The organism is Rhizobium sp. UBA1881, assembly GCF_002338015.1.
Taxonomy (GTDB): Bacteria; Pseudomonadota; Alphaproteobacteria; order Rhizobiales; family Rhizobiaceae; genus Rhizobium.
In genome coordinates this window covers 1318-23039 of record NZ_DDHH01000113.1, presented here as the reverse complement: position 1 = coordinate 23039, position 21722 = coordinate 1318, and the positions used below count along the sequence as shown (strand labels likewise).

Annotated in this window: 25 protein-coding genes; 11 read left to right on the top strand and 14 right to left on the bottom strand. The window is 62.4% G+C overall.

Annotated elements, in window-relative coordinates; genetic code table 11:
* Positions 1-51: 51 nt before the first annotated feature.
* The 3 genes from B3605_RS13570 (at position 52) to B3605_RS13560 (ending at position 1854) form a co-directional block, all read left to right on the top strand.
* Positions 52-459, top strand: a complete 408-nt coding sequence (locus B3605_RS13570; RefSeq protein WP_112941417.1) for a F0F1 ATP synthase subunit epsilon — start codon at positions 52-54, stop codon at positions 457-459.
* A 172-nt stretch (positions 460-631) separates the two neighbouring features.
* Entirely contained in the window at positions 632-1402 is a 771-nt protein-coding gene (locus B3605_RS13565; protein ID WP_112941416.1) for an SDR family NAD(P)-dependent oxidoreductase, read from the top strand.
* Positions 1403-1506: 104 nt separating this feature from the next.
* Positions 1507-1854, top strand: a complete 348-nt coding sequence (locus B3605_RS13560; protein ID WP_026283541.1) for an ArsR/SmtB family transcription factor — start codon at positions 1507-1509, stop codon at positions 1852-1854.
* A 15-nt stretch (positions 1855-1869) separates the two neighbouring features.
* On the opposite strand, the gene B3605_RS13555 is transcribed toward B3605_RS13560, so the two are convergent.
* Together B3605_RS13555 and gloB are read right to left on the bottom strand one after the other, a co-directional pair.
* Positions 1870-2292, bottom strand: a complete 423-nt coding sequence (locus tag B3605_RS13555) for a cupin domain-containing protein (RefSeq protein WP_112941433.1) — start codon at positions 2290-2292, stop codon at positions 1870-1872.
* A 14-nt stretch (positions 2293-2306) separates the two neighbouring features.
* Positions 2307-3077: a hydroxyacylglutathione hydrolase gene (gene gloB, locus B3605_RS13550; protein ID WP_026283543.1), complete on the bottom strand. Its 771-nt coding sequence runs from the start codon at positions 3075-3077 to the stop codon at positions 2307-2309.
* Between the two features lie 53 nt (positions 3078-3130).
* Between gloB and B3605_RS13545 the strand changes: the two genes are divergently transcribed.
* From B3605_RS13545 to B3605_RS13535, 3 genes are all read left to right on the top strand, one after another.
* Entirely contained in the window at positions 3131-3907 is a 777-nt protein-coding gene (locus tag B3605_RS13545; RefSeq protein WP_026283544.1) for a class I SAM-dependent methyltransferase, read from the top strand.
* Positions 3908-4113: 206 nt separating this feature from the next.
* Positions 4114-5223 carry a histidinol-phosphate transaminase gene (hisC, locus tag B3605_RS13540; protein WP_111565141.1) on the top strand — a complete coding sequence of 370 codons (1110 nt, stop codon included), beginning with the start codon at positions 4114-4116 and terminating at the stop codon, positions 5221-5223.
* Positions 5220-6149, top strand: coding sequence for a prephenate/arogenate dehydrogenase family protein (locus B3605_RS13535; protein ID WP_112941415.1), 930 nt, complete (start codon positions 5220-5222; stop codon positions 6147-6149). Before hisC ends, B3605_RS13535 begins: the two co-directional genes overlap by 4 nt.
* Before the next feature lie 107 nt (positions 6150-6256).
* Here B3605_RS13535 and B3605_RS13530 read toward each other — a convergent pair whose 3' ends face one another.
* Positions 6257-7258 (bottom strand): DUF2125 domain-containing protein, encoded by a 1002-nt coding sequence (locus B3605_RS13530; RefSeq protein ID WP_112941414.1) that lies wholly within the window; start codon positions 7256-7258, stop codon positions 6257-6259.
* Positions 7259-7310: 52 nt separating this feature from the next.
* On the opposite strand from B3605_RS13530, the gene B3605_RS13525 reads away from it, so the two are divergent.
* The gene (locus B3605_RS13525; RefSeq protein ID WP_112941413.1) at positions 7311-7841 is read left to right on the top strand and encodes a gamma-glutamylcyclotransferase; all 531 of its coding nucleotides are present in this window, start codon (positions 7311-7313) and stop codon (positions 7839-7841) included.
* 79 nt (positions 7842-7920) lie between these two features.
* Here the strand turns inward: B3605_RS13525 and B3605_RS13520 are convergent, their stop codons facing one another.
* The 4 genes from B3605_RS13520 to ftsE all read right to left on the bottom strand — a co-directional run bounded on the left by B3605_RS13520 (position 7921) and on the right by ftsE (position 11247).
* The gene (locus tag B3605_RS13520; RefSeq protein ID WP_112941412.1) at positions 7921-8721 is read right to left on the bottom strand and encodes a lysophospholipid acyltransferase family protein; all 801 of its coding nucleotides are present in this window, start codon (positions 8719-8721) and stop codon (positions 7921-7923) included.
* A gap of 84 nt (positions 8722-8805) precedes the next feature.
* Positions 8806-9501 carry a YdcF family protein gene (locus B3605_RS13515; RefSeq protein ID WP_296434465.1) on the bottom strand — a complete coding sequence of 232 codons (696 nt, stop codon included), beginning with the start codon at positions 9499-9501 and terminating at the stop codon, positions 8806-8808.
* Positions 9502-9584: 83 nt separating this feature from the next.
* The gene (locus tag B3605_RS13510; protein WP_112973972.1) at positions 9585-10595 is read right to left on the bottom strand and encodes a cell division protein FtsX; all 1011 of its coding nucleotides are present in this window, start codon (positions 10593-10595) and stop codon (positions 9585-9587) included.
* Complete coding sequence (gene ftsE, locus B3605_RS13505) at positions 10588-11247, bottom strand: cell division ATP-binding protein FtsE (RefSeq protein ID WP_047508673.1); 660 nt, start codon at positions 11245-11247, stop codon at positions 10588-10590. Before ftsE ends, B3605_RS13510 begins: the two co-directional genes overlap by 8 nt.
* 205 nt (positions 11248-11452) lie before the next feature.
* Between ftsE and B3605_RS13500 the strand changes: the two genes are divergently transcribed.
* From B3605_RS13500 to B3605_RS13490, 3 genes are all read left to right on the top strand, one after another.
* Positions 11453-12130 carry a hypothetical protein gene (locus tag B3605_RS13500; protein WP_210297273.1) on the top strand — a complete coding sequence of 226 codons (678 nt, stop codon included), beginning with the start codon at positions 11453-11455 and terminating at the stop codon, positions 12128-12130.
* 62 nt (positions 12131-12192) lie between these two features.
* Positions 12193-12735: a hypoxanthine phosphoribosyltransferase gene (gene hpt / locus B3605_RS13495; protein WP_018901493.1), complete on the top strand. Its 543-nt coding sequence runs from the start codon at positions 12193-12195 to the stop codon at positions 12733-12735.
* Positions 12736-12931: 196 nt separating this feature from the next.
* The gene (locus B3605_RS13490; protein WP_026283548.1) at positions 12932-13291 is read left to right on the top strand and encodes a response regulator; all 360 of its coding nucleotides are present in this window, start codon (positions 12932-12934) and stop codon (positions 13289-13291) included.
* Positions 13292-13337: 46 nt separating this feature from the next.
* On the opposite strand, the gene B3605_RS13485 is transcribed toward B3605_RS13490, so the two are convergent.
* The 5 genes from B3605_RS13485 to argH form a co-directional block, all read right to left on the bottom strand.
* Positions 13338-13790, bottom strand: coding sequence for a hypothetical protein (locus B3605_RS13485; protein ID WP_026283549.1), 453 nt, complete (start codon positions 13788-13790; stop codon positions 13338-13340).
* A 125-nt stretch (positions 13791-13915) separates the two neighbouring features.
* Positions 13916-16675, bottom strand: a complete 2760-nt coding sequence (locus tag B3605_RS13480) for a TIGR02302 family protein (protein WP_112941408.1) — start codon at positions 16673-16675, stop codon at positions 13916-13918.
* A gap of 178 nt (positions 16676-16853) precedes the next feature.
* Positions 16854-18122 (bottom strand): diaminopimelate decarboxylase, encoded by a 1269-nt coding sequence (gene lysA / locus B3605_RS13475; protein WP_018901497.1) that lies wholly within the window; start codon positions 18120-18122, stop codon positions 16854-16856.
* Positions 18123-18134: 12 nt separating this feature from the next.
* Positions 18135-18329 carry an LPS translocon maturation chaperone LptM gene (lptM, locus tag B3605_RS13470; RefSeq protein WP_112941407.1) on the bottom strand — a complete coding sequence of 65 codons (195 nt, stop codon included), beginning with the start codon at positions 18327-18329 and terminating at the stop codon, positions 18135-18137.
* A gap of 136 nt (positions 18330-18465) precedes the next feature.
* Entirely contained in the window at positions 18466-19866 is a 1401-nt protein-coding gene (argH, locus tag B3605_RS13465; protein ID WP_112941406.1) for an argininosuccinate lyase, read from the bottom strand.
* Between the two features lie 42 nt (positions 19867-19908).
* On the opposite strand from argH, the gene tlpA reads away from it, so the two are divergent.
* Positions 19909-20571 carry a thiol:disulfide interchange protein TlpA gene (gene tlpA / locus B3605_RS13460; RefSeq protein WP_111565130.1) on the top strand — a complete coding sequence of 221 codons (663 nt, stop codon included), beginning with the start codon at positions 19909-19911 and terminating at the stop codon, positions 20569-20571.
* A 39-nt stretch (positions 20572-20610) separates the two neighbouring features.
* On the opposite strand, the gene B3605_RS13455 is transcribed toward tlpA, so the two are convergent.
* Positions 20611-21312, bottom strand: a complete 702-nt coding sequence (locus tag B3605_RS13455; RefSeq protein ID WP_112941405.1) for a hypothetical protein — start codon at positions 21310-21312, stop codon at positions 20611-20613.
* A 74-nt stretch (positions 21313-21386) separates the two neighbouring features.
* Positions 21387-21722: 3-hydroxyacyl-CoA dehydrogenase family protein (locus B3605_RS13450; protein ID WP_296434455.1), on the bottom strand; the 336-nt coding region annotated here is incomplete at its 5' end.

The window sequence follows — 21722 nt, the reverse complement described above, 5'->3', positions numbered from 1 at the left end:
CGTCCCCGCGCGCCGTCTCTCGTTTCAAAGACAATCAAGAAGTGAAACGTCATGGCTGACAATTTCAATTTTGAACTCGTATCTCCGGAGCGCCTGCTCTTGTCCGAGATGGTGACCGAAGTTGTCATTCCGGCAACCGAGGGCGAGATGACCGTCATGGCGAACCACGCGCCGACGATGACGACCATCAAGCCGGGCGTCGTGAGCGTCCGCTCCGCCAGCGGTGTCAAGAAGGACTTCGTGGTGTTCGGCGGCTTCGCCGACATCCTGCCGACCGGCTGCACGCTGCTCGCGGAATCCGCGATCCCTGTCGAAGACGTCTCCAAGGATGAACTCGACCGTCGCATCGATGCCGCCAAGACTGAACTCGAGGATGCTCAGCATCACGAGCACAAGTCCAAGCTGGAACACTTCATCATGGAAATGACGCACCTCCAGGGTGTCGTCAACAAGGACTGAGCCTTCCAGCTCTGACTGTCATCGAAGCGGCCGCAAGGCCGCTTTTTTGTTGCCCGCTCGACGTTCTTCGCTGCCATCGGAGACCGGTAGCGGTTGATCATTGGCGGATGCAGAGGCTATCTTCTCACCATGTCGGATCCGGATCGGTTCGGCCGCTGATTGGGAGGGTTTGATGTTTCATCCGAAGTTGTTCGAAAACCGCAATGTGGTGGTCACGGGTGCCGGTCGCGGGATCGGGCTCGAGGTCGCGAGACAGTTTCTCGATTGCGGCGCGCGGGTTCTCGTTCACACCGGTCGCGACGGCGAGCGGACCTTGCCGGATTTCCTGCTGACGGCGGAAGAAGATCGCCGCGCCATCCTGATCGCCGGCGATTTCTCGACGGGCGAGGGGTGCCAGGTTTTCGCGAACAAGGTGCTCGACCACTTCAAGACGATCCACGCGCTGGTCAATAATGCCGGCACGATGTTCGGCCGGTTTCCGGCGGGTACGCTCACCGACGAGCAGTATGGCCAGGTGGTGCAGCTGAACCAGACATCGGTCGTCGAGGTCACACGCGCGCTGCTGCCGGCGCTGAGGGCGGCGGGCGAGGCTGCGATCGTCAACACGGTGTCGATCTCGGCGCTGACGGGCGGCAGCCCGGGCTCGGCGATCTATTCGGCCTCCAAGGCTTTCGTCTCGACCTATTCGAAGGCGCTCGCGCGCGAACTCGCGCCGGATGGCATCCGCGTCAACTGCATCTCGCCGGGAACCATCGAGACCGATTTCCACCAGCGCTATTCGTCTGCCGAAAAGCTGGAGCAGACCCGCAAGGGCATACCGCTGCAGCGGTTGGGGACGGCTGAGGATTGCGCGCCGGCCTATCTCTTCATGGCGGCGCCGTCGCTATCAGGCTACGTGACCGGCCAGGTGCTGGAGGTTAACGGCGGACAGCTTATCTGCTGATCAAGTGACTTTTTTTGGCACTTTAGGAGATCCAAATTATCCGGCGTTGCGTACGTGTTATGAGCACTTGTCATTTTTGATATATATGCAAGCAGAGACATAACATGCACTTGCCGACACCTCGATCGGGTATGGCCGATCACGAATTGCAGGGGTTTTCGACCAAAGCTCGGGCAGCAAGTGAACTTCTGAAAGCGCTGGCTCATCATACGCGGTTGCTCATCCTGTGCATTCTCGCGGAAGAGGAGAAGACCGTCGGCCAGATCGAGGACATTCTCGGCATGCAGCAGGCCATGGTCTCGCAACAGCTGGCCCGCCTTCGTCTCGAGGGACTGGTCAATACCCGCCGCGAGGGCCGCATGATCTATTACAGCGTCGGCCACTCCGGCACGGTGTCGCTGCTCAAATCGCTGTTCGTGATGCTGCCGGAGGTGGTCGAGCAGCAAGGGTAAGGCTTAGCTAGCGGCCTAGGCGTCCGGCGACCAGCCGGGCGGGGCCATCTCGAAGCTCGAGAATTCGAAGCCGGGCGCGACCGTGCATCCAACCAGCGTATAGTCGCCAAGCGTCTCTGCCGATTGCCACCAGTTGGCGTGGATGATCGCCTGCGGGCGCTGGCCGCCGAGGATATTGGGGCCGAGCATCAGCGTCTCGCTCCGGCCGCCGTCTTCAGCGCGGTGCAGCGCCAGCGGTGCGCCGGCATAAAAGTGCCAGACCTCGGCCGCGTCGTGGACGCGGTGCCAATGCGAGCGCTGGCCGGATTTCAGCAGGTAATAGATCGCCGTCGAATGGCCGCGCTCCTGACCTTCGCTGTCGCGGAAGGTCTGGATGTAGAAGCCGCCCTCGGGGTGCGGCTCCAAGTTCAGTTCGCGGATGATGTCGTCGGCGGAAATCGGCGCCGGCGCCATCAGAAATTATCCTTGCGCTTGCGGATCTCGGCGAAGACCTCTTCGTTGGTCTTGGTTTCCATCAACAGGTTGCGGCGGATGGCGGGGTCGCCGGCGCGGAGGAACGGGTTGGTTTCCTTCTCGAGGGCCAGCGTCGTCGGGATGGTGAATTTGCCCTCGGCGCGCAACGCCTCGATCTCGGCGGCGCGGGCTTTCAGCCGTTCGTTATCCGGGTCGATTGTCAGCGCGAAGCGGGCGTTGGAGAGCGTGTATTCGTGGCCGAAATAGATCGCGGTCTCATCGGGAAGCACGGCGAGTTTCTGCAGCGAGTGCCACATATCGGCCGGCGGGCGTTCGAACAGGCGGCCACAGCCGAGCGCGAACAGCGTGTCGGCGGCAAAGAGCAGCTTGTCGTCGGTGAAGTGGTAGCAGATATGGCCGGCGGTGTGGCCGGGGGTCTCGATGACGCGGACCGGGTGCTCGCCGAACAGGAAGGTATCATCGTCGGACATCGTCATGTCGAGGCCGGGGATCGCCACCGCCTCGTTGATCGGGCCGATGATCTCGCAGCCGTACTTCTCCTTCAGCGCCAGGTTGCCCTCGACGTGGTCGGTATGGTGATGGGTGGTGAAGATGTGGCTGATCGTCCAGCCGCGACGGTTCGCAGCGGCGATGACGGCATCGGCATCGGGGGCGTCGATGGAGGCGGTGTGGCCGGTCTCGGGATCATGAACAAGCACGCCGAAATTATCGGTGCGGCAGAGAAAAACGTCTAAATCCAAAGGTTTCATAATCTAAAGTGCCTCTTTATCTCGGACTGACCCCGAATGTAGAGGCTGCGGCCTTGAAGTCCAACCGCTCACTGATAACATTTATCGCAATGCACGCAGATATCGTCGACCTACGCCAGTTCTATCATTCCGACCTCGGCCGCATCGCCGAGCAGTCGATCGCCATGGCGCTCTCCTCGCTCTGGGTGCGGCTGCCGCAGGAGCGGCTGGTGGGCATCGGCTATGCCGTGCCGTTCCTCGATCGCTTCCAGGCCGACACCGAACGCACCTTCGCCTTCATGCCGGCGGGGCAGGGCGCCGTGAACTGGCCGATGGGATCACTGTCGTCGACGGCGCTGATCTTCGACGAGGAACTGCCGCTGCCGGATTCCTCCATCGACCGGGTGCTGATGGTGCACTCGCTGGAATTCGCGGAAAACCCGCGCGAGACGCTGAAGGAGCTCTGGCGGGTGCTGGCGCCGGGCGGGCGGCTGGTCATTGTCGTGCCGAACCGGCGCGGCGTCTGGGCGCGGCTGGAGCACACGCCGTTCGGTTCCGGGCGGCCGTATTCGCGGGGTCAGCTGACACATCTGTTGCGCGAGACGAATTTTACGCCTGGGGCGTCCGCCGAGGCGCTTTTGTTTCCGCCGTCGAAGCTGCGGACGATGATGCGGCTGCGCGGTGCATTTGAATATGTCGGACGGGCACTCTGGCCGGCCTTTTCGGGGGTCATCATTGTCGAGGCGCAGAAGCGGCTCTATCAGGGTCTGCCGGTGGCGGTGCGGGCGTCGCGTCGCGTGTTCGTGCCGGTGCTGTCGCCGCATGGGGTGCCGACGACACGGACGCGGTAGGCAGCCGTCGTGCTGCTGAAAATGTCTGATGTTGTGCCGTCGGCCCCCTCATCCGCCTGCCGGCACCTTCCCCCCGTTGGGGGGAAGAGACTCGTGGTGGGCCGCTCGCGCTATCTTCCCCCACCACTCGACAACGCCCCATTTCCGTTCTATTGCCTCAAGGCAATTTCCAGCCGGACACCCCGGCCTTTTCCAAGGTTGATCCCATGAGCGTAGAGACGAGCAAGCCTGTTCCCCGTGCCGGTATTCTTGATATCGCGGCCTATGTGCCCGGCAAGGAACATGCGCCGGGCGTGGCGCGCGTCTATAAGCTCTCGTCGAACGAAACGCCGCTCGGCGCCAGCCCGAAGGCGATTGCCGCCTATCGGGCGGCGGCCGACAATCTTGAGCGCTATCCGGATGGACAGGCCGTCGAGCTGCGTGAGGCGATCGCGGCGGTGCATGGGCTTAACCCGGCTAACATTCTCTGCGGCAACGGCTCGGACGAGCTGCTCGGGCTGCTCTGCCACGTCTATCTGGCACCCGGCGACGAGGCGATCATCACCGAACATGGCTTCCTGGTCTACAAGATCCAGATCATGGGCGCGGGCGCTACCGTCGTCACGGTCAAGGAGAAGGAGGCGACCGTCGATGTCGACGCGATCATCGCCGCCGTGACCGAGAAGACCAAGATGGTGTTCATCGCCAACCCCGGCAATCCGACCGGCACCTATGTTCCCGTCAGCGAAATCCGCCGCCTGCATGCGGCCCTGCCGAAAAACGTGGTGCTGGTGCTCGACGCGGCCTATGCCGAATATGTGCGCCGCAACGATTATGAATCCGGTATCGAGATCGTGTCGTCGAACCCGAACGTTGTCATGACCCGGACCTTCTCCAAGGTCTACGGCCTGGCGGCCCTGCGCGTCGGCTGGATGTATGCGCCCGCCGATATCGTCGATGCGCTGAACCGCGTGCGCGGACCGTTCAACATGAACATGGCGGCGATCTCGGCTGGTGCGGCTGCCATCCGCGACCAGTCCTTCATGCAGGAAGCCGTTGCCTTCAACCAGATGTGGATCGACAAGCTGACCGGCGCCTTCGAGGCGATCGGCCTGAAGGTCACGCCGTCGGTGACCAATTTCGTGCTGATCCATTTCCCCGATGTGGACGGCAAGCGCGCCGATGAGGCCGATGAGTTCCTCACCAGCCGCGGCTATATCCTGCGCGCCGTGAAGGGCTACGGCTTCAAGAATTCGCTGCGCATGAGCGTCGGTCCGGAAGAGGCCAACCGTGGCGTCATCGAGGCGCTCGGCGAGTTTATGGGACGAAAGGCATGACGGTCCAGTTCGATCGCATCGCGCTCATCGGCATCGGCCTGATCGGCTCGTCGCTGGCGCATGACATAAAGCGGCTGGGGCTGGCGAAAGAGGTGGTCATCGCCACCCGCAGCGCCGAGACGCTGAAGCGGGCGGAAGAGCTTGAGCTCGGCGATCGCTACACGACGTCTTCGGCCGAAGCGGTCAGGGACGCGGACCTCGTCATCGTCTCGGTGCCGGTCGGCGCGTCGGAGGCGGTTGCCAAGGAGATTGCCGCTAGCCTGAAGCCGGGCGCCATCGTCACCGATGTCGGCTCGACCAAGGCGTCCGTCATCGCGCAGATGCAGCCGCATATGCCTGATAACGTCCACTTCATTCCCGGCCACCCGCTCGCGGGCACGGAAAAGTCCGGCCCCGACGCCGGCTTCCCCGGACTATTCGCCGGCCGCTGGTGCATCTTCACGCCGATCGAGGGGACGGATGAGACGGCTCTGAAGGCGCTCGGCCGTTTCTGGGAGACGCTGGGCTCGAAGATCGACGTGATGGACCCCGAACACCACGACAAGGTGCTCGCCATCGTCTCGCACCTGCCGCATCTGATCGCCTTCAACATCGTCGGCACGGCCGATGATCTGGGCACGGTGACGGAATCGGAAGTGATCAAGTATTCCGCCTCCGGTTTCCGCGATTTCACGCGTTTGGCGGCCTCCGATCCCACCATGTGGCGGGATGTGTGCCTACACAACAAGGATGCGATCCTCGAGATGCTGGCGCGGTTTTCAGAAGACCTCGCCTATCTGCAGCGGGCGATCCGCTGGGGCGAGGGCGACAAGATTTTCGACCTCTTCACCCGCACCCGCGCCATCCGCCGCTCGATCATCGAGGCCGGCCAGGATGTCGACGCGCCGGACTTCGGGCGGCCGCATACGCTTGATAAGAAGGGGTGAGGTCCGAGGCGGACCGCCATCTCCACCCTCAACAGAGATGAGGGAGAACGGGGAGGCGCCGGCGTCACGTTATGACGCGTGGCGTGTTCCTAGCCCCAGCATAAACCTCAAATCGGCGGGATCTGTCCCAGCGGGATGAAGCCGCTGACGGTGGCGTTGCCGCGCTGGACGACGAGGTCGACGGAGACGGTTCCGCCGCCGCCGGCCATCGCCTTCAGTAGCTTGGCGGCGGTGTCGACGGTCTTGGCGATATCGGGGAAGCCCTGCTTGATGCTGTCGCGCCAAGCGTTCACATCCTCGATCTGCAGCTTGAACTGGGCGGTCAGATAGCCTTCCTCGTCGAAGGAGAAGGGGCCTGACAGCGTCATGACCTTGCCATTGCCCATATCGGCCACCGCCTTGCGAAGCTCGCCGCTGGCGCCGTAGAGGCCCTTCTCGTCGCTGCCGTCGATCATGCCGGCCTTGCCCTGAAGTGTGACATCCGCGCTGGTCGAGAGCTTGGGCAAGACCTGCGGCCAATCCTTGATCACGGCTTGCGCGTCGGTCAGAGAGATCGCGCCGTCGAGGTCGGCGCCGTTCTGGCGCAGGTGCAGCTCGGTATGGGCGGCGTCGAAGTTGATGGTCTGGCCGGTGGCGGAGGAGACGGCTGTGGCCTTCAAGCCATCGATGATGGTCGAGGAGTGGTCGATGCCCTTGAGCTTGGTGACGAGGCTCGACTGCAGGTTCGTCCACTCGGCGTTGACCGACAGGCCGTGCGCCGTGCGGATTTCGGCGGGCGAATCAAGTTCCCAGACGATATGGCCGGGGGCGTAGACCTGGGCTGCCGAGCGCAGGGCGCCGAAGCTTGCCGATACGCCATTGACGTTGTCGTCGACATCCACCTTCGAGCAGAAGAGGCCGATGCGGAAGGGGAAGCCGCGGAAGTCGATATCAGCGCATTCGCCTGATACGCCGGCCTTGTTGCCGGGGCCGATCGCCGTCAGAACCGTGCTCTTCAGCGTCGAGGCGGCATAGAACCAGCCGCCGGTATAGAGTGCGACCACGAGAACGATGCCTGCCCCCAGCAACCAGAATTTCCTGCCGCTACGAGATTGGCTTGACGCTGCCATGATGTTCTCCAATGGTTGTCCGCAAAATTAGAATCTCGGTCTGGCTTGGGATATGGACGAATTTTGGGTGTTTGGCTACGGATCGCTGATGTGGAATCCGGGCTTCGCGTTTGTTGAACGGTCACAAGCGCTTATTCATGGCTATCGGCGATCTCTCTGCGTTCGCTCGTGGGTGCATCGGGGTACCGAGCAAAATCCGGGGCTGGTGCTGGGGCTCGATCGCGGAGGATCATGCCGCGGCATGGCGTTTCGCGTCGCGGGCGAGGATTGGGACGAAGTCATCGGCTATCTCAGAGAACGCGAACTTGTGACCAACGTTTATCTGGAGCGTCAGGTTCCGCTGCAGCTTGCAGGCGGGCGCGGGGTCAAGGGCGTCGCCTACGTCGTCGACCGCGACCACACGCAATATGCCGGCTCACTGGATACGATCGCGGCTGCGCGCATCGTGCATCAGGCGCAGGGAAAATCGGGGCCGAACGACGCCTATGTCTTCAACACGCTGGCGCATCTGAAAGAGATGGGCATTCGCGACCACTGGCTGGAAGATGTGGTCGACGAGGTGGAGCGGCTGCGGGCGGCTTAGCGCGGCGTAGGCCAAGGCGTTGCACGCCTTAGCCGGGCCAAGGCGCTATGCGCCTCAGGGGGCCACGGCACTGCGCGCCTTAGCCGGTCGTTGCGGCGTTCTGCTTGCGCAGTTCTTCCAGGCGCTGGAGTGCCGTGGGCGGCAGCGGCAGGTCGGGGTTGCGCGCGGCGTCTTCAATCAGGATTTCGTCGCTGGCGCGTTCGGTCACCTCGATCAGATGCGCGAAGAAGGCGTCCGGGTCCATGCCTGGTGCGATCGGCTTCAGGATGCGGACCTTGTAGTGGCCGGGATAGCGCATGGTCGAGCGGCGCGGCCAGAACAGGCCAGGCTGCATGGCGACAGGAACGACCGGCAGCTGCAGGTCGCGATACATGCGAGCGATGCCGTATTTGTAGACCGGCTCGGCGCCCGGTGGGCGGCGGGTTCCCTCGGGATAGATGATCAGCTGACGGCCGGTGGCGAGTTCTTCCTTGGTGCGGCGCAGCGCCTCGACCATGACCTTGCCGCGCGCGCCGCGATTGATCGGGATCATCCGCTGCTTCTTGGCGTACCAGCCGAAGAGCGGGATCCACATGAGTTCGCGCTTCAGGATATAGACCGGGTCCTTCAGCCAGGGGAGGAGCGCATAAGTGTCCCAGAAGGACTGGTGCTTGGGCGCGAGGATGTAGCCGCCCTCGGGCAGATTCTCCAGGCCCTCGATCTCGAAGGTGGTGCCGACGATCTTTTCCATCAGCCAGTGGTTGGAGAGCGCCCAGTTCTTCGGGATGCGATAGGCGCTCCGGCGCGGCGCCAGGAAGTAATAGGGCGAGAACACGATCATTCGCAGGATGAGATTGGCGTAGAAGATCGTGTTGAAGAGAACGGAACGCAGGGCGATCATGAAGTTTCCCGAGGCCTAGATCCGCCAGACGGGCGGCACAGCCGTCCTACACGATATTCTCCGCCATAAAAAGCGCTGATCGGCTCAGCTATCGCCTTCGGCGGAGCGCAGGCCCGGGTGGCGGAAGAGGCCGGTCAGGTTGCGGGCGCCGGCAAAGAGCAGCTTGCCGTATTCGGCCAGCATGACGCGCATGGCGTTGGGATCGGTGAACCAGTTGCTGTTCTTCAGATCGGTGTTGACCACGGGATAGGGCACGAACTGGGTTTCGGGATCGACATAGGCGAGTTCGGCGAGGCTGCGCGGCATGTGGTAGTTGTTGGTGACAACAAGCACGCTCTTGTAGCCCTTGGCGTGGATCCAGTTGGTCGCTTCCTCGGCATTGCCGATCGTGTCGAGCGCGTCGTAGCCGATGTCGACGCAGCAATCGAAGAGATCGGGCGCTGCCTGTGTCATCTTGCGGATCTGGTTGCGGGTGGTGGTCGGGTGGACGCCGGAGATCAGCAGGCGCTTACCTGCGCCCTTCTGCAAGAGTTCCACGGCCTGGTCGATGCGCTGGTAGCCGCCGGTCAGCACGACGATGGCGTCCGCATGCGGATCGAGCGGCGGCTTCAGGGTCGTGACCGAATCCGCGAAGAACAGAAAGCCGCCGAAAACCAGGGCGATAGCGAGCACGAAGGTGACGCCGCCCCAGCGCAGCATGCGGCGAACGGGACCACGGCGCGCGGGCTCGCTCTCGGAGCGGGAAAGCTCCGTTTTCGGGCGAATCGGGTCGTGCGACATGCGGCTCATGCTCATGAATCAAAAAATATACGCAGATTAGGGCGGCGAACAGACGCTTTCATGGCAAAATGCAGCCCGTAATCTTAATTCGGAAGGCCATCGGCGCGGGTGGGATCGGAGCGCAGCGTGTCGATTTCGTAGATGGTGCGCATGACCGTTAGCCGGGCAGTGAAGGTGGTCAGGAGGGCGATGACGATCATCGTCGCGAAGATGCCGGCATAGCCGAGCGCGCCGACCGAGAAGGTGCCGAACAGCGCTGTCGCCTGGTCGGTCTGCGGGGTGGCGAGTGTGCGGCTCTGCAGGAAGCCGGCGCTCATGAAGAAGAGGGCGGCAAGTGCTGAGCCGACGGCCGAGCCCTTTAGGCTGATCTTCAGGAAATGCTTCTGGAACTCGTTGGCGACGAAGGAGCTCTCGGCGCCGACAAAGTGCAGGACTTCAACGATGTGCCGGTTGCCCGAAAGCGCGCCACGGGTGGCGAAGACGACGGTCAGGACCATGGCGGAGAAAACCAGCAGCAGCACGCCGGTGCCGATCATGACAGTCGTATGCGCCATCGAGACCAGGCGATCGACCCAGGTGCGGTGATCGTCGAGCGAGGATTGCGGAATGCTCTCCTTCAGCATGGCGCGCATCGCGTCGAAATCGGGCGGGTTGCTTTCGTCGATGGTGATGATGACGAGGCGGGGGACGGGCAGTTCCTTGATGTCGAGGCCGGTGCCGAGCCAGGGTTCGAGCAGGCGCGCGGTGGCGGCCTCGTCGACGATCTGGCCATCCTTGGTGCCGACGAAGGTAAGCGCGATGCGGCGGGCGTCATTCAGCGCCTTGTCCATGTCGAGCCCGTCGTCCGGCTTGATCTGGATGGTGATCTCGCGGGAGATCTGGCTTTCCCAGCTTGCGGCCGTCGAGCGCACCATGGAGACGCCGCCGAGCGTCAGGCAGGCGAGAAAGGCCATGATCGCGATCACGACCATCAGCGCGTTGCCCTGGATATTGGCGGACGGCAGGATCGGCGCGGTCGGGCGCACCTTCATCTCCGGGCGTTTCTGACCCTTGGCGGCTGCAGGCGCTGCGGGGCGGGCGGTTGGCTCAGTCATGGATGTCGAGGTGCCCTTCCGAGAGGATCATCCGGCGGGCGTCCACCTGGTCCATCAGCGTCAGATCGTGGGTGGCGATCACGACGGCGGTTCCCAGGCGATTGAGTTCGAGGAAAAGGTTCAGCAGGCGGCGCGCCATCGGCGGATCGACGTTGGCGGTCGGCTCGTCGGCGAGCAGGATTTCGGGGCGGTCGATGAGGGCGCGGGCAATCGCGGCGCGCTGCTTCTCGCCGCCCGAAAGCACCGGCGGCAGCACGTTGATGCGCTCGCCGAGTCCGACCCATTTCAGCAGTTCCAGCACGTCGGTCTTGTAGGAGGCCTCGTCCTTGCCGCGCACGCGCAGCGGCAGCGCCACGTTCTCATAGGTGGTGAGATGGTCGAGCAGGCGGAATTCCTGGAAGATGATGCCGACGCGGCGGCGCAGCAGCGGCAGTTCGGTGCGGGGTATATCGGTGATGTCGCGCCCGAACATGCGGATCAGCCCGCGTGTCGGCTGCAGCGAAAGAAACAGAAGCCGAAGCAGCGTTGTCTTGCCGGCGCCGGAGGGGCCGGTCAGGAACTGGAAGGATTTCTTCGGGATGTCGAAGGTCAGGTCCCGGAGGATTTCCGGTCCCATTCCATAGCGCAAACCGACATTCTCGAAGTGGATCAACGGGCCGCTCAGTTTCTTGTTGTTTCACCGCATGACTTGTTAACCAGATCCGTTAACAACGGGTAAATTTCGCCGGAAAGACGCCTGTTTGATGGCGGCATTTGCGAAGCATTAACCAATAAAATTTACGAGTAGAGAGGATTCGTTTCAATGCCCGGTTCTCAGGCTGGGCGTGAAAGCAGTGGATACCGGAAAGGCGGTCGTCATGACATCCTCCTCGTTCAAGCGCCAGGCACCCGGGCGGGCCTATGATTTCCTGCCGCCGGATACCGTGAAGCGCGAGCACCGGCAAAGCCGTCCCGCCGATATCGCCGACGCCGAGTTCGTCGTCATCGGCAAGCAGCGCGGGCCTGACTTCAACGATCGCAGCTTCAAGGGCCGCAGTTTCAACGACAACAGCCGCAGTGCCGGCGCTCGTCCGTCGCCGCCACGTCCAGAGCGAGCAGCGCCGGCTCTGGCGCCATCCTTCGTCCAGGCCGCCGAGGCGTGGCTGCAGCAGGCCTCGCTCAAGCATTTCTCCGTGCTTGTCGTGGCGCTCTGCGTCCTCGTCTTCGGTCTCTCCGGCGGGTTCTCCGGCCTGTCTGCGTCCAATGCGGCTGTCGATACCGATCCGCTGCACTTCACCCATGTGACGGCGACGCCGCGCGATGCAAATGGCATGCGGGTGCTTCTCATCAACGGCATCATCGACAATGTCAGCGGCACGACGCAGATGGTGCGGCCGATCCGCGCAAACCTCTACGCTGACGAAAAACTGGTCGCCAGCGTGGTGATCAATGCGCCCGCCGACGTGATCTATGGCGGCCAGAGCCGCGGCTTCTCCTCCAGGATACAGTATCCCGGTGGAAAAACGCCCGAGGTTCGGCTCTCCTTTATGCCCTAAGGGGTGTTTCGCCGCGCGGTTTGTGCTAACGGCTTGTGCTTGTTTTCAGGGAGCAAGCCTTCATGCCTGTGGTGCGCGGTAAGAATATCGATCCTCTTTTCACGGCCGAGATGATTGCCGAGCGCAATCATGCCATCGCCCGGGAGATCGCGAAGGGACCGACCAAAGACCTGCTCGTCATCGCCGTCCTCAAGGGCTCGTTCATTTTCGCGGCCGACCTTATCCGCGCGCTGCATGACAGCGGGCTGGCGCCCGAGGTCGAGTTCATCACGCTGTCGAGCTACGGCACCGGCACGGTTTCGCAGGGTGTGCGGATCGTCAAGGATATCGACAGCGAGGTGAAGGATCGCGACGTTCTCCTGATCGACGATATCCTCGAATCCGGCCGCACGCTGAAGTTCGCAAAGGAACTGCTTTACGAGCGCGGCGCCCGCAACGTCACCATCGCGGTGCTGCTCGACAAGAGCGTGAAGCGCAAGGAGAAGCTGGAAGCGGATTATGTCGGCTTCGAATGCCCCGACTATTTCGTTGTCGGCTACGGCATGGACGTGGCCTATGCCTTCCGCGAGCTCCCCTTCGTCGGCGTGGTGACGGGCGACGCGTAGTCACCTCTTTTTCTTGTCGCATGTCGTTGCCGCAAAACCGCTGCACACTTTTGCGCGACATGCTTGGATGCCCCATTTCAAGACGGGTTGTTAACCATCCCGTCCATCGCCCGGATCATTGCCTTCGGCCGTTTACCACTCGCAAAGGAAAGTCGTGTGATTTGCGGGTAGGGCATGAAACGGAGCAATGCACACCATGGCAAGAATTCTGATTACGGAAGACGAAGATTCCCTGCGTTCTTTCGTAGCCCGCGCTTTGCGCCTCGACGGTCATGAGACCGAAGAAGCGGCTGACGGTGCGGAAGGGCTGGAGAAGCTCAACATCGGCGGCTACGACCTGCTGCTGTCGGATATCCGCATGCCCGTAATGGACGGCATCGAACTCGCACACCAGGCGAAGTCGGCTTTTCCGGCGCTGAAGATCCTTCTGATGACCGGCTATGCCGAACAGCGCGAACGCGCCGATGACCTCGCGGAAAAGATCGTCGATGTCGTGTCGAAGCCATTCGCGCTTCCCGATATCCGCAAGGCGGTTGCTCGGGCTCTGGCAGCCTGAGACAGCTTGGTAATGCCATTCAAGGCCGGCGCTCTCGCCGGCTTTTTCAGTTTTGCGGCTGAATGAACTTGCCCTCGAAGCGCACGCGAAAATTCCGGCGCTGCGGGTCTTCCTTGAAGCAGACGAAGATCAGTTCGATATCCTCGGCATGGTCGCGCTTGTCGAGCAGGCTAAGCGTGACGACGAGCACGCCGTCATAGGCGCGGGTCAGCCTGAAGGCGGCGTTGCGGATGTCGTTGGCGTCGGGATCCTTGCGATCGTCGCGGCGCTCATAGACCACCCAGAAAGGGCAGATGTCCCAGGTGGCGCGGAAGATCTCGGTCATTTCGGCCTGGAACTGCTCGGCATGCATGTTCGGGCCCCAGGTCAGCGTCTGCTCACCTTCGTCGGCGACGACGTTCAGATAGCCGTCATAGTCGTTGCCGTGCTCGGACAGGGCACTGCCGATCATCTCGAATGCCGTGTTTTCGTCGATTACCGTCTTGAAGAGAATTGCCATCGAATCGCTATCGTTCGTCGCCTGCCGCCGCGACATTACGAAGCTTCCGCGGTTTTGGAATAGCCCCATACGGGTGAAAAGCCGCTGTTCGGGGCAGGTTTGAAATCAAGAATATATCCTGCGTCTTATTGAATATCGAGCAGGCGTTCAAGATAGCGCCGTTCCATCTCCTGTGAAGGGTTGTTGCCCAGCTTTTCTCTGATGGCATCGAGGATTTCGCGGGCGCGCTGCACGTCGATCTCGTCGGGCACCTTCACCTGATCGCCGAAGTCTGGACCGTCGGCGCGGCGCGGACGGCCGAGCGGATCGCGGCCGTTCTGGTTGCCCTGGCCGACCTGACCCTGCGGCCCCTGACCCTGCCCTTGCTGGCCCTGCTGCGCCTGCATCATCTGGTTCATCATGTCGCGAGCGCCTTGGCGCAGTGCCTCCAGCGCGCGGCCCTGACCCTGGATGGCCGGTTCGCCGCGGCCCTGGCCGAGCTCGCGGCCGGCGCCTTCCATCTCGCGTTGCGCCTGACCGAAGCCCTGACCGGGCTTCATGCCCATGTCGCCGAGGCTCTTCTGCATTTCGCCGAGCTGCTTGCCGAGCTGGTCCTGGCGCTCGCGCAGCTGCTTCAGCGCCTCGCGCAGCTGTTCGGCCGTCATCTCGTCAGACGGGTTCTGGCCCTGCTGGCCTTGTTGACCCTGTTGCTGCTGGCCCTGCTGGTTCTGGCCTTGCTGGCCCTGTTGTTGCTGCTGATCCTGCGGCATGCCGTCATTGTCCATCGGCATGTCGTTCAGAAGCGGGTCGTTCATCCCGAGGTCGGGGTTCATGTTGTTGGGGTCGCCGCGCTGCATGCGGTCCTTCAGCTGCTGGTCGAGCTTGAAGGTCTCTTCCATCAGCTTCTGCTGGTCGCGCAGGATCTGGCCGAGCTTGTCCATCTGCTGGCGCATCTGGCTGTTGTCCTGGGCCTGCTGCTGCTGGCCACGCTGTGGGCGACCGGCCTGCATGTTGTTCATCATCCGCTGCAGCTCCGACAGCATCTGCTGAGCGGCGTCGCGGTTGCCGGAGCGGGCCAGGTTTTCGATCTGGTCCATCATCCGCTCCAGATCCTGCTGGCGAATGACGTTCTGGGCGTTCTGGTTGGGTTGCATCGGCGCATTCTGCATGCGCTGCGCCAGCTCCTTCATGTAGTCCTGCATCGCCTTGCGCAGCTCGTCCATGAGCTTCTTGACCTCGGCGTCGGGCGCGTTGCGCTGCAGGGCGTCGGCGAGGTTCTGCTGGGCGTTGCGCAGGTTACGCTCGGCCTGCGAGAGATTGCCGTCCTCCATGCCGATGGCGATGTCCCACAGATAGTCGGCCGTGTCCTTCAGCGCCTCGTCGCCCCTGGCGAGCTTCATGCGCTGGCGGGCGGATTCGATCAGCAGGTAATTGGTGAGATTGGGGATCGTCTCTTCCGGGCGCAGCGTCAGCGCCTCGTTGAGCGCGATCGCTTCCGGCATCTTGCGGGTGTCGAGCGCGAAGGTCTGGCGCTGCTCGGCGACGGCGGCTGCGAGCGGCTCGCTGAATGGGCGGGCGGGCAGCGTCATCTCGTGCGGCGGGCTGCGGCCCGTCTGGCCGGCGGCGTCCTTGGCGATCAGCGTGATGCGCACGCGCTTGCCGGCGAGCGGATGCTCGGTGAGGTTCTTGCTGGCGACGCCCTTGGCGTCGCGGGCGTTGCGGCGCGGAATGTCGAGCTTGTATTCGGGCAGCGGATAAAGCGGCGTGGCGCTCGTGTCTGTCTCGACCGGCACGATTTCGGCGGTGGCTTCCTGCACGCCGTAGTCGTCCTTGATCGTGTAGCCGATCTCCAGCGCGCCGTTGACCGTCGGCTTCGGCAGACCGTTGAAGGCGATCTCGGGCGCCTTGTCAGGAATGACGTCGAAGGCCCATTTGCGGCCGTTGACTTCAAGCGTGCCGTTTTCCTCGAGCTTCATCAGATGCGTGGAGGCGGTCTGCTGCTGGGGCGTTGCCGTCGCCGGCTGCTGAGCCTCGGCCGTTGCCGGCGGAGGTGTCGCGGGCGTTTCCGAAGCGGGTGCGTTCGGCGCGGTGACGGGGTTTTCAGCGGCGGCGATCTCGATGCGCTGGCCGTCCTCGCGGGCGAAGACCACCTTCTCGTCGGCCTTGCCGCCGGAGACACGCACGGTGAGGTTCGACGACTGCGGGATCTTGATCGCGCCCTGCTCGCTGCCTGTCGCGGTGAGATAGACGGGGGCGCGGCCGGTATAGGCGGGCGGGGTGATCCAGGCGTCGATGCGGACTGCCGGGTCGGTTGCCTGCGCCTGCGGGCGCGGCTGCAGCGCATCGCTGATCGAGCCGCCATTGGTGGAGACCGAATAGCCGAAGGCGACGACGATCAGGAGGGCGGGGATTGCGCGCAGCGCCCAGCGGTCGTGCGAGGCGATATCGGGCTGCGGAAAGCCGGCGTCCAGCGAGGCGATCTTCTCGGCCATGCGGGTCTGGTGCTCACGCCACAGCGCGCGGGCGAAGGGCGTGTCGAAGGCCGGCTCGTCTTCCTGCACGGCGACCGGTTGATGCGGCAGACCGTTGCGCTCTTCCAGCAGCCGGTCGGCTGCGGCCGAACCCGGCCAATGCAGCTTGCGGAAGGGATAGAGCGTCGCCAGCAGCCCGAGGCCGAAGCCGAATAGCAGCACGATGCGCAGCCAATCAGGAACGATGCGGAAGACGCCGAACCAGGATGCGGCCAGATAAAGTGCCGCGAGCGACAGGATGGGCAGGGTGAGAGGCAGCACCTGCTCGAACAGCAACACGCATTGGGCGGTCAGGCGCTTTGCTGCCACCAGCCGTGCGAGCGACGGCTTCAGGGCAAATGCACCTTTCTTTTCGCTCTTGGTGCTGTTCTTCAATCCGGTCTCCGCGATCTGGCGTTAGGGGCCTGGCGTTAAAGGGCAGAGAGGGCTTGCGCGGCGGCGACCGGGCAAGACGGTATGCGGAAAGGATAACACTCTTTGTGGCGAAGACGAGGGCAGGGGCCGGTCAATGCCGGTTTTTCCCGCGTCTTCGCCAAAAAGTGATTGCCGTTGATCAGTCGAGCCAGGCGGGGACGCTGTCGAGCGCGATCAGCTCTTCATAGGTCCGGCGTGGACGAATGACGTGGAAATCGCTGCCCTTGACCAGCACCTCGGGCACCAGCAGGCGGCTATTGTAGGTGCCGGCCTGTACCGCGCCATAGGCTCCGGCGGAGCTGACGGCGAAGAGATCGCCCGATTTCGGCATCGCCATTTCGCGGTCGAGCGCCAGGTAGTCGCCGGTCTCGCAAACGGGGCCGACGACGTCGGCCTTGATGCGCGGCGCGTTGGCGGCCGAGATCACTACGGGGCGGATTTCGTGATAGGCCTCGTAGAGCGTCGGGCGGATGAGGTCGTTCATGGCGCCGTCGACGATGACGAAGGTCTTTTCGCCGCCGTCCTTCACGTAGAGCACCTCGGTCACCAGGATGCCGGCATTGCCGACGATCAGGCGGCCGGGCTCCATGACGATCTTGCAGCCGAGCTCGCGCAGCTGGTTCTTGACGATCGCGGCATAGGCGTCGGGCAGCGGCGGCGGGTTGTTGTCGTCCTTGTAGGGGATGCCGAGACCGCCGCCGATATCGACATGGTGGATATCGTGGCCGTCGGCGCGCAGCGTGCTGACCAGCTCGCGCAGCAGCTTGAAGGCGTCGTCGAAGGGCTGCAGCTCGGTGATCTGGCTGCCGATATGCATGTCGATGCCTGTGGCTTCGATGCCGGGCAAGGTGGCTGCTCGGGCGTAGACGGCGCGGGCGCGTTCCCAGGAGATGCCGAACTTGTTCTCCTTCTTGCCGGTCGAGATTTTGGCGTGCGTGCGGGCATCGACATCGGGATTGATGCGGAAGGAGACGGGCGCCTTCTTGCCGGCCTTAACGGCGCGCTGGTTGAGGATCTCGAGCTCAGGCTCGGATTCGACGTTGAAGCAGTAGATGCCGGCTTCGAGCGCATAGTCCATCTCATGCGCGGTCTTGCCGACGCCGGAGAACATGATGCGGTTGGCCGGGATGCCGGCTGCCAGCGCGCGGCGCAGCTCGCCTTCGGAGACGACATCGATGCCGGCGCCGAGATTGCCGAGCGTCTTCAGCACGGCCTGGTTCGAATTGGCCTTCATGGCGTAGCAGACCATGGAATCGACATCGCTGAAGGCCTGCGAGAAGACCTTGTAGTGGCGCTCGAGCGTTGCCGTGGAATAGACGTAGAAGGGCGTGCCGACGGCCTTGGCAATCTCGGGAACGGGAACGTTCTCGGCGTAGAGGATGCCGTCGCGATACTCGAAATGGTTCACTTTAGTCGCCTGTTACAGAAGAGGATCGAGGAAGAAGTGCTTGTCCTTGACACCGGGCTGCTGCGTCGGTTTGGACGAGTCGCCCTCCTTCGTTGCCTGCACGCTCGGCGGATCGAGGTCGCCCTTGCGCCCGCATCCGGCGACGGCAAGGCCGATCACGGCAAAAACGACCGTCAGGCGGATGATCTGCGGGAAGCTGGTCTGCATGGAATTCCTCTTGGGAAGCGGCACGGATGGACACCTTCATAGCGAAGTTTATCCGCCTTGTGCACCCTGATTGTTGAGGTCTGGCGCTTTGCGAAATCGAAGGGGCGAAGCGGGTTGCGCTCCGCCCTTTTCGGGATCAGTTGCGGGCGCGCCAATAGGCGATCTGCTTCCTGACTTCAGACGGCGCCGTGCCGCCGAAGCTCTTGCGGCTGGCGACCGAGGCCTCGACCGTCAAGACGTCGTAGACCTTGTCCGTAATGGCGGCGTTGATCGCCTGCAGATCGGCGAGCGACAGGTCGGAGAGGTCGCAGCCCTTGCTTTCGGCGAGCGCCACGGCGCGGCCGGTCACATGGTGGGCGTCGCGGAAGGGCAGGCCCGCCTCGCGCACCAGCCAGTCGGCGAGGTCGGTCGCGGTGGAATAACCGGTGCCGGCGGCAGCCTTCATGCGCTCGGTGTTGATCGTCAGGTCGCGGACCATGCCGGTCATCGCTGATATGGCGAGCTCCAGGCTTTCGGCGGCGTCGAAGACCTGTTCCTTGTCTTCCTGCATGTCCTTGGAATAGGCGAGCGGCAGGCCCTTCATGATCGTCAAAAGCGCGATCAGCGAACCGTTGATGCGGCCGGTCTTGGCGCGCACCAGTTCGGCGGCATCGGGGTTCTTCTTCTGCGGCATGATCGAGGAGCCGGTGGAGAAGGCATCCGACAGGCGCACGAAGCCGAACTGCGGCGTCGACCAGATGACGATCTCTTCGGCCAGGCGCGACAGGTGCATGGCGCAGATCGCGGCCAGCGCCAGGAACTCGATGGCGAAGTCGCGGTCGGATACGGTATCGATCGAATTGCGGGTCGGTTCGCGGAAGCCGAGCGCCTTGGCCGTCATGTGGCGGTCGATAGGATAGCCGGTGCCGGCAAGGGCAGCCGAGCCGATCGGGCTCTCGTCGAGATGCTCGATGGCGTGGCGCACGCGCGAGCGGTCGCGGCCGAACATCTCGACATAGGCCATGCAGTGATGGCCGAAGGTGACGGGCTGGGCGGTCTGCAGATGCGTGAAGCCGGGCATGACGGTATCGGCATGCTCTTCGGCGCGGTCGAGGAAGGCCGCAATCAGGCTGGTCAGCAGCTGTTCGGTCTTCTGCAGCTCTTCCTTCACCCAGAGGCGGAAATCGAGCGCCACCTGGTCGTTGCGCGAGCGGGCGGTGTGCAGGCGGCCGGCGGCCGGACCGATCAGCGTCGCGAGCCGTGCCTCGACATTCATGTGAATGTCCTCGAGCTTGCGGGAGAATTCGAAATTGCCGCTCTCAATCTCTGACAGGATCGTGTTTAGCCCTTCGACGATCTTGTCCTTATCATCGGCCGAAATGATAGCCTGGTGGGCGAGCATGGTGGCGTGGGCGATCGATCCGCGAATATCCTGCGCAAACAGCTTCTTGTCGAAACCGATCGAGGCATTTATCTCCTCCATGATCGCATCTGGGCCGGAAGCGAAACGTCCGCCCCACATCTGGTTGGAGGATTTGGTGTCCGTGCTGTCGGCCATGAAAGATGCCTGCCTTGAAGAACGCGTGTCCGGGAGAATGAAATGACAACAAGAACGCCCTTGCGCCTGCCATCCCTGAAACTGATCGGGATCGCGGTCGTCGCAGGCATCATTGCCGGTGCGGCAGCGGTTTACATTAAGGAGACGGGGTCTGGCAATGGCGGCGCCGATATGGCGGCGGGCGAATGCAAGGCCACGAAGGACATCGCGACCCGCATCAAGCCCTTCCTGAAGGGCGAGGTCGCCGCCATGGTCGCGCCCGAACAGCCGGTCCGGATGACATCGATCGCCTTCAAGGATGCCGACGGCAAGCCGATGACGCTCGACCATTTCGCCGGCAAGACGGTGCTTTTCAATCTCTGGGCGACATGGTGCGTGCCCTGCCGCGAGGAAATGCCGGCCTTGAACGCGCTGGAGAAAGAACTCGGCAGCGACAAGTTCCAGGTGGTGCCCGTCAATATCGACACCGGCGACGACGAGAAGCCGAAGACGTTTTTATCTGAGACGGGCGTCGATGCGCTGAAGCTTTACCGCGACGACACGATCGCGGTGTTCAACGGGCTGAAGAAGCAGGGGCTGGCGTTCGGCTTGCCGGTGACGTTGCTGATCGACGACAAGGGGTGCCTGATCTCGGCGATGAACGGACCGGCGGCCTGGGATAGCGCGGATGCCAAGGCGCTGATCAAGGGGGCTGTGGGGATTTAGAGCTCGTGTGCCTGTTTTATCGGTTTTTCAAGGCAAGATTCAAGATTTTGCCGTGTCAAAGGGAGGCTTCCAATCGAGGAAAATTTCCAAATCGGATCGCTCATTGATTGCAAGACTCTTCTCGATTTGCTCGCGATAGCAATCGCTGTACTCGTGCAATGAATCATCAAAGTTGACGATCACATAAGCGAGCTTTTTCACAGCCGGATCGGCATCATAGGTCGTCATTTGGCTCCATGCCTTTCCGAGGTCGGAAGCGAGCTTATCAAAAAAGCCGATGTCTAGCTGCGTGTTTACATTGAAAATGCTTCTCTTTGCTCTGCGTTTAATCTCGATGTCAGAAACATTTATTGTTTTCACTTCACACAGCACACGCGTGTCGGATTTATATGCCTCTAGGTCCGGTGTCTCGTTAGACGACTCTGGAACGAACCTTATGTTGTTGTATCCGCAAGCTTTTAAGTGATTGTAAGCTTTAGCTTGATTCAGTTTGTTAAATAGAGGTTCCCAACCGCGGCGCTTGTCTCTGACAGCTAATAGCGGCGTCACTTCGGATTTCAGGAAAGACCACGCCTCGAGATTCAAACTGCTAAGATCCCGTTCAAGCAGCCGATATTGGCGGAGTTTCTGAGGCTTTTCCGCAAGAGATCTATCAAGGTCTTGAAAACAAGCATCGCTCGTGGCTAGCCGTGAGGTCAAATCGTACATTTCGTAGATGCGAGGTAATTCGTGGCGATACACGAGATAACTCCCAATTCACCGAACGCTCGTACTAGCTAGCACTCTGAAGGCGATGCGTATTTCGGTTAGGCGCTCTACCGCGTCGGAACCGGAACCTCACCACGATAATCATAGAACCCACGGCCGGACTTGCGTCCAAGCCAGCCGGCTTCGACATACTTCACCAGCAGCGGGCAAGGGCGGTACTTGCTGTCCGCCAGGCCGTCATGCAGCACCTGCATGATCGACAGGCAGGTGTCGAGGCCGATGAAGTCGGCGAGTTGCAGCGGGCCCATGGGGTGGTTGGCGCCGAGTTTCATGGCGGTGTCGATGGCATCGACGGTGCCGACGCCTTCGTAAAGCGTGTAGATCGCCTCGTTGATCATCGGCAGCAGGATGCGGTTGACGATGAAGGCCGGGAAGTCCTCGGC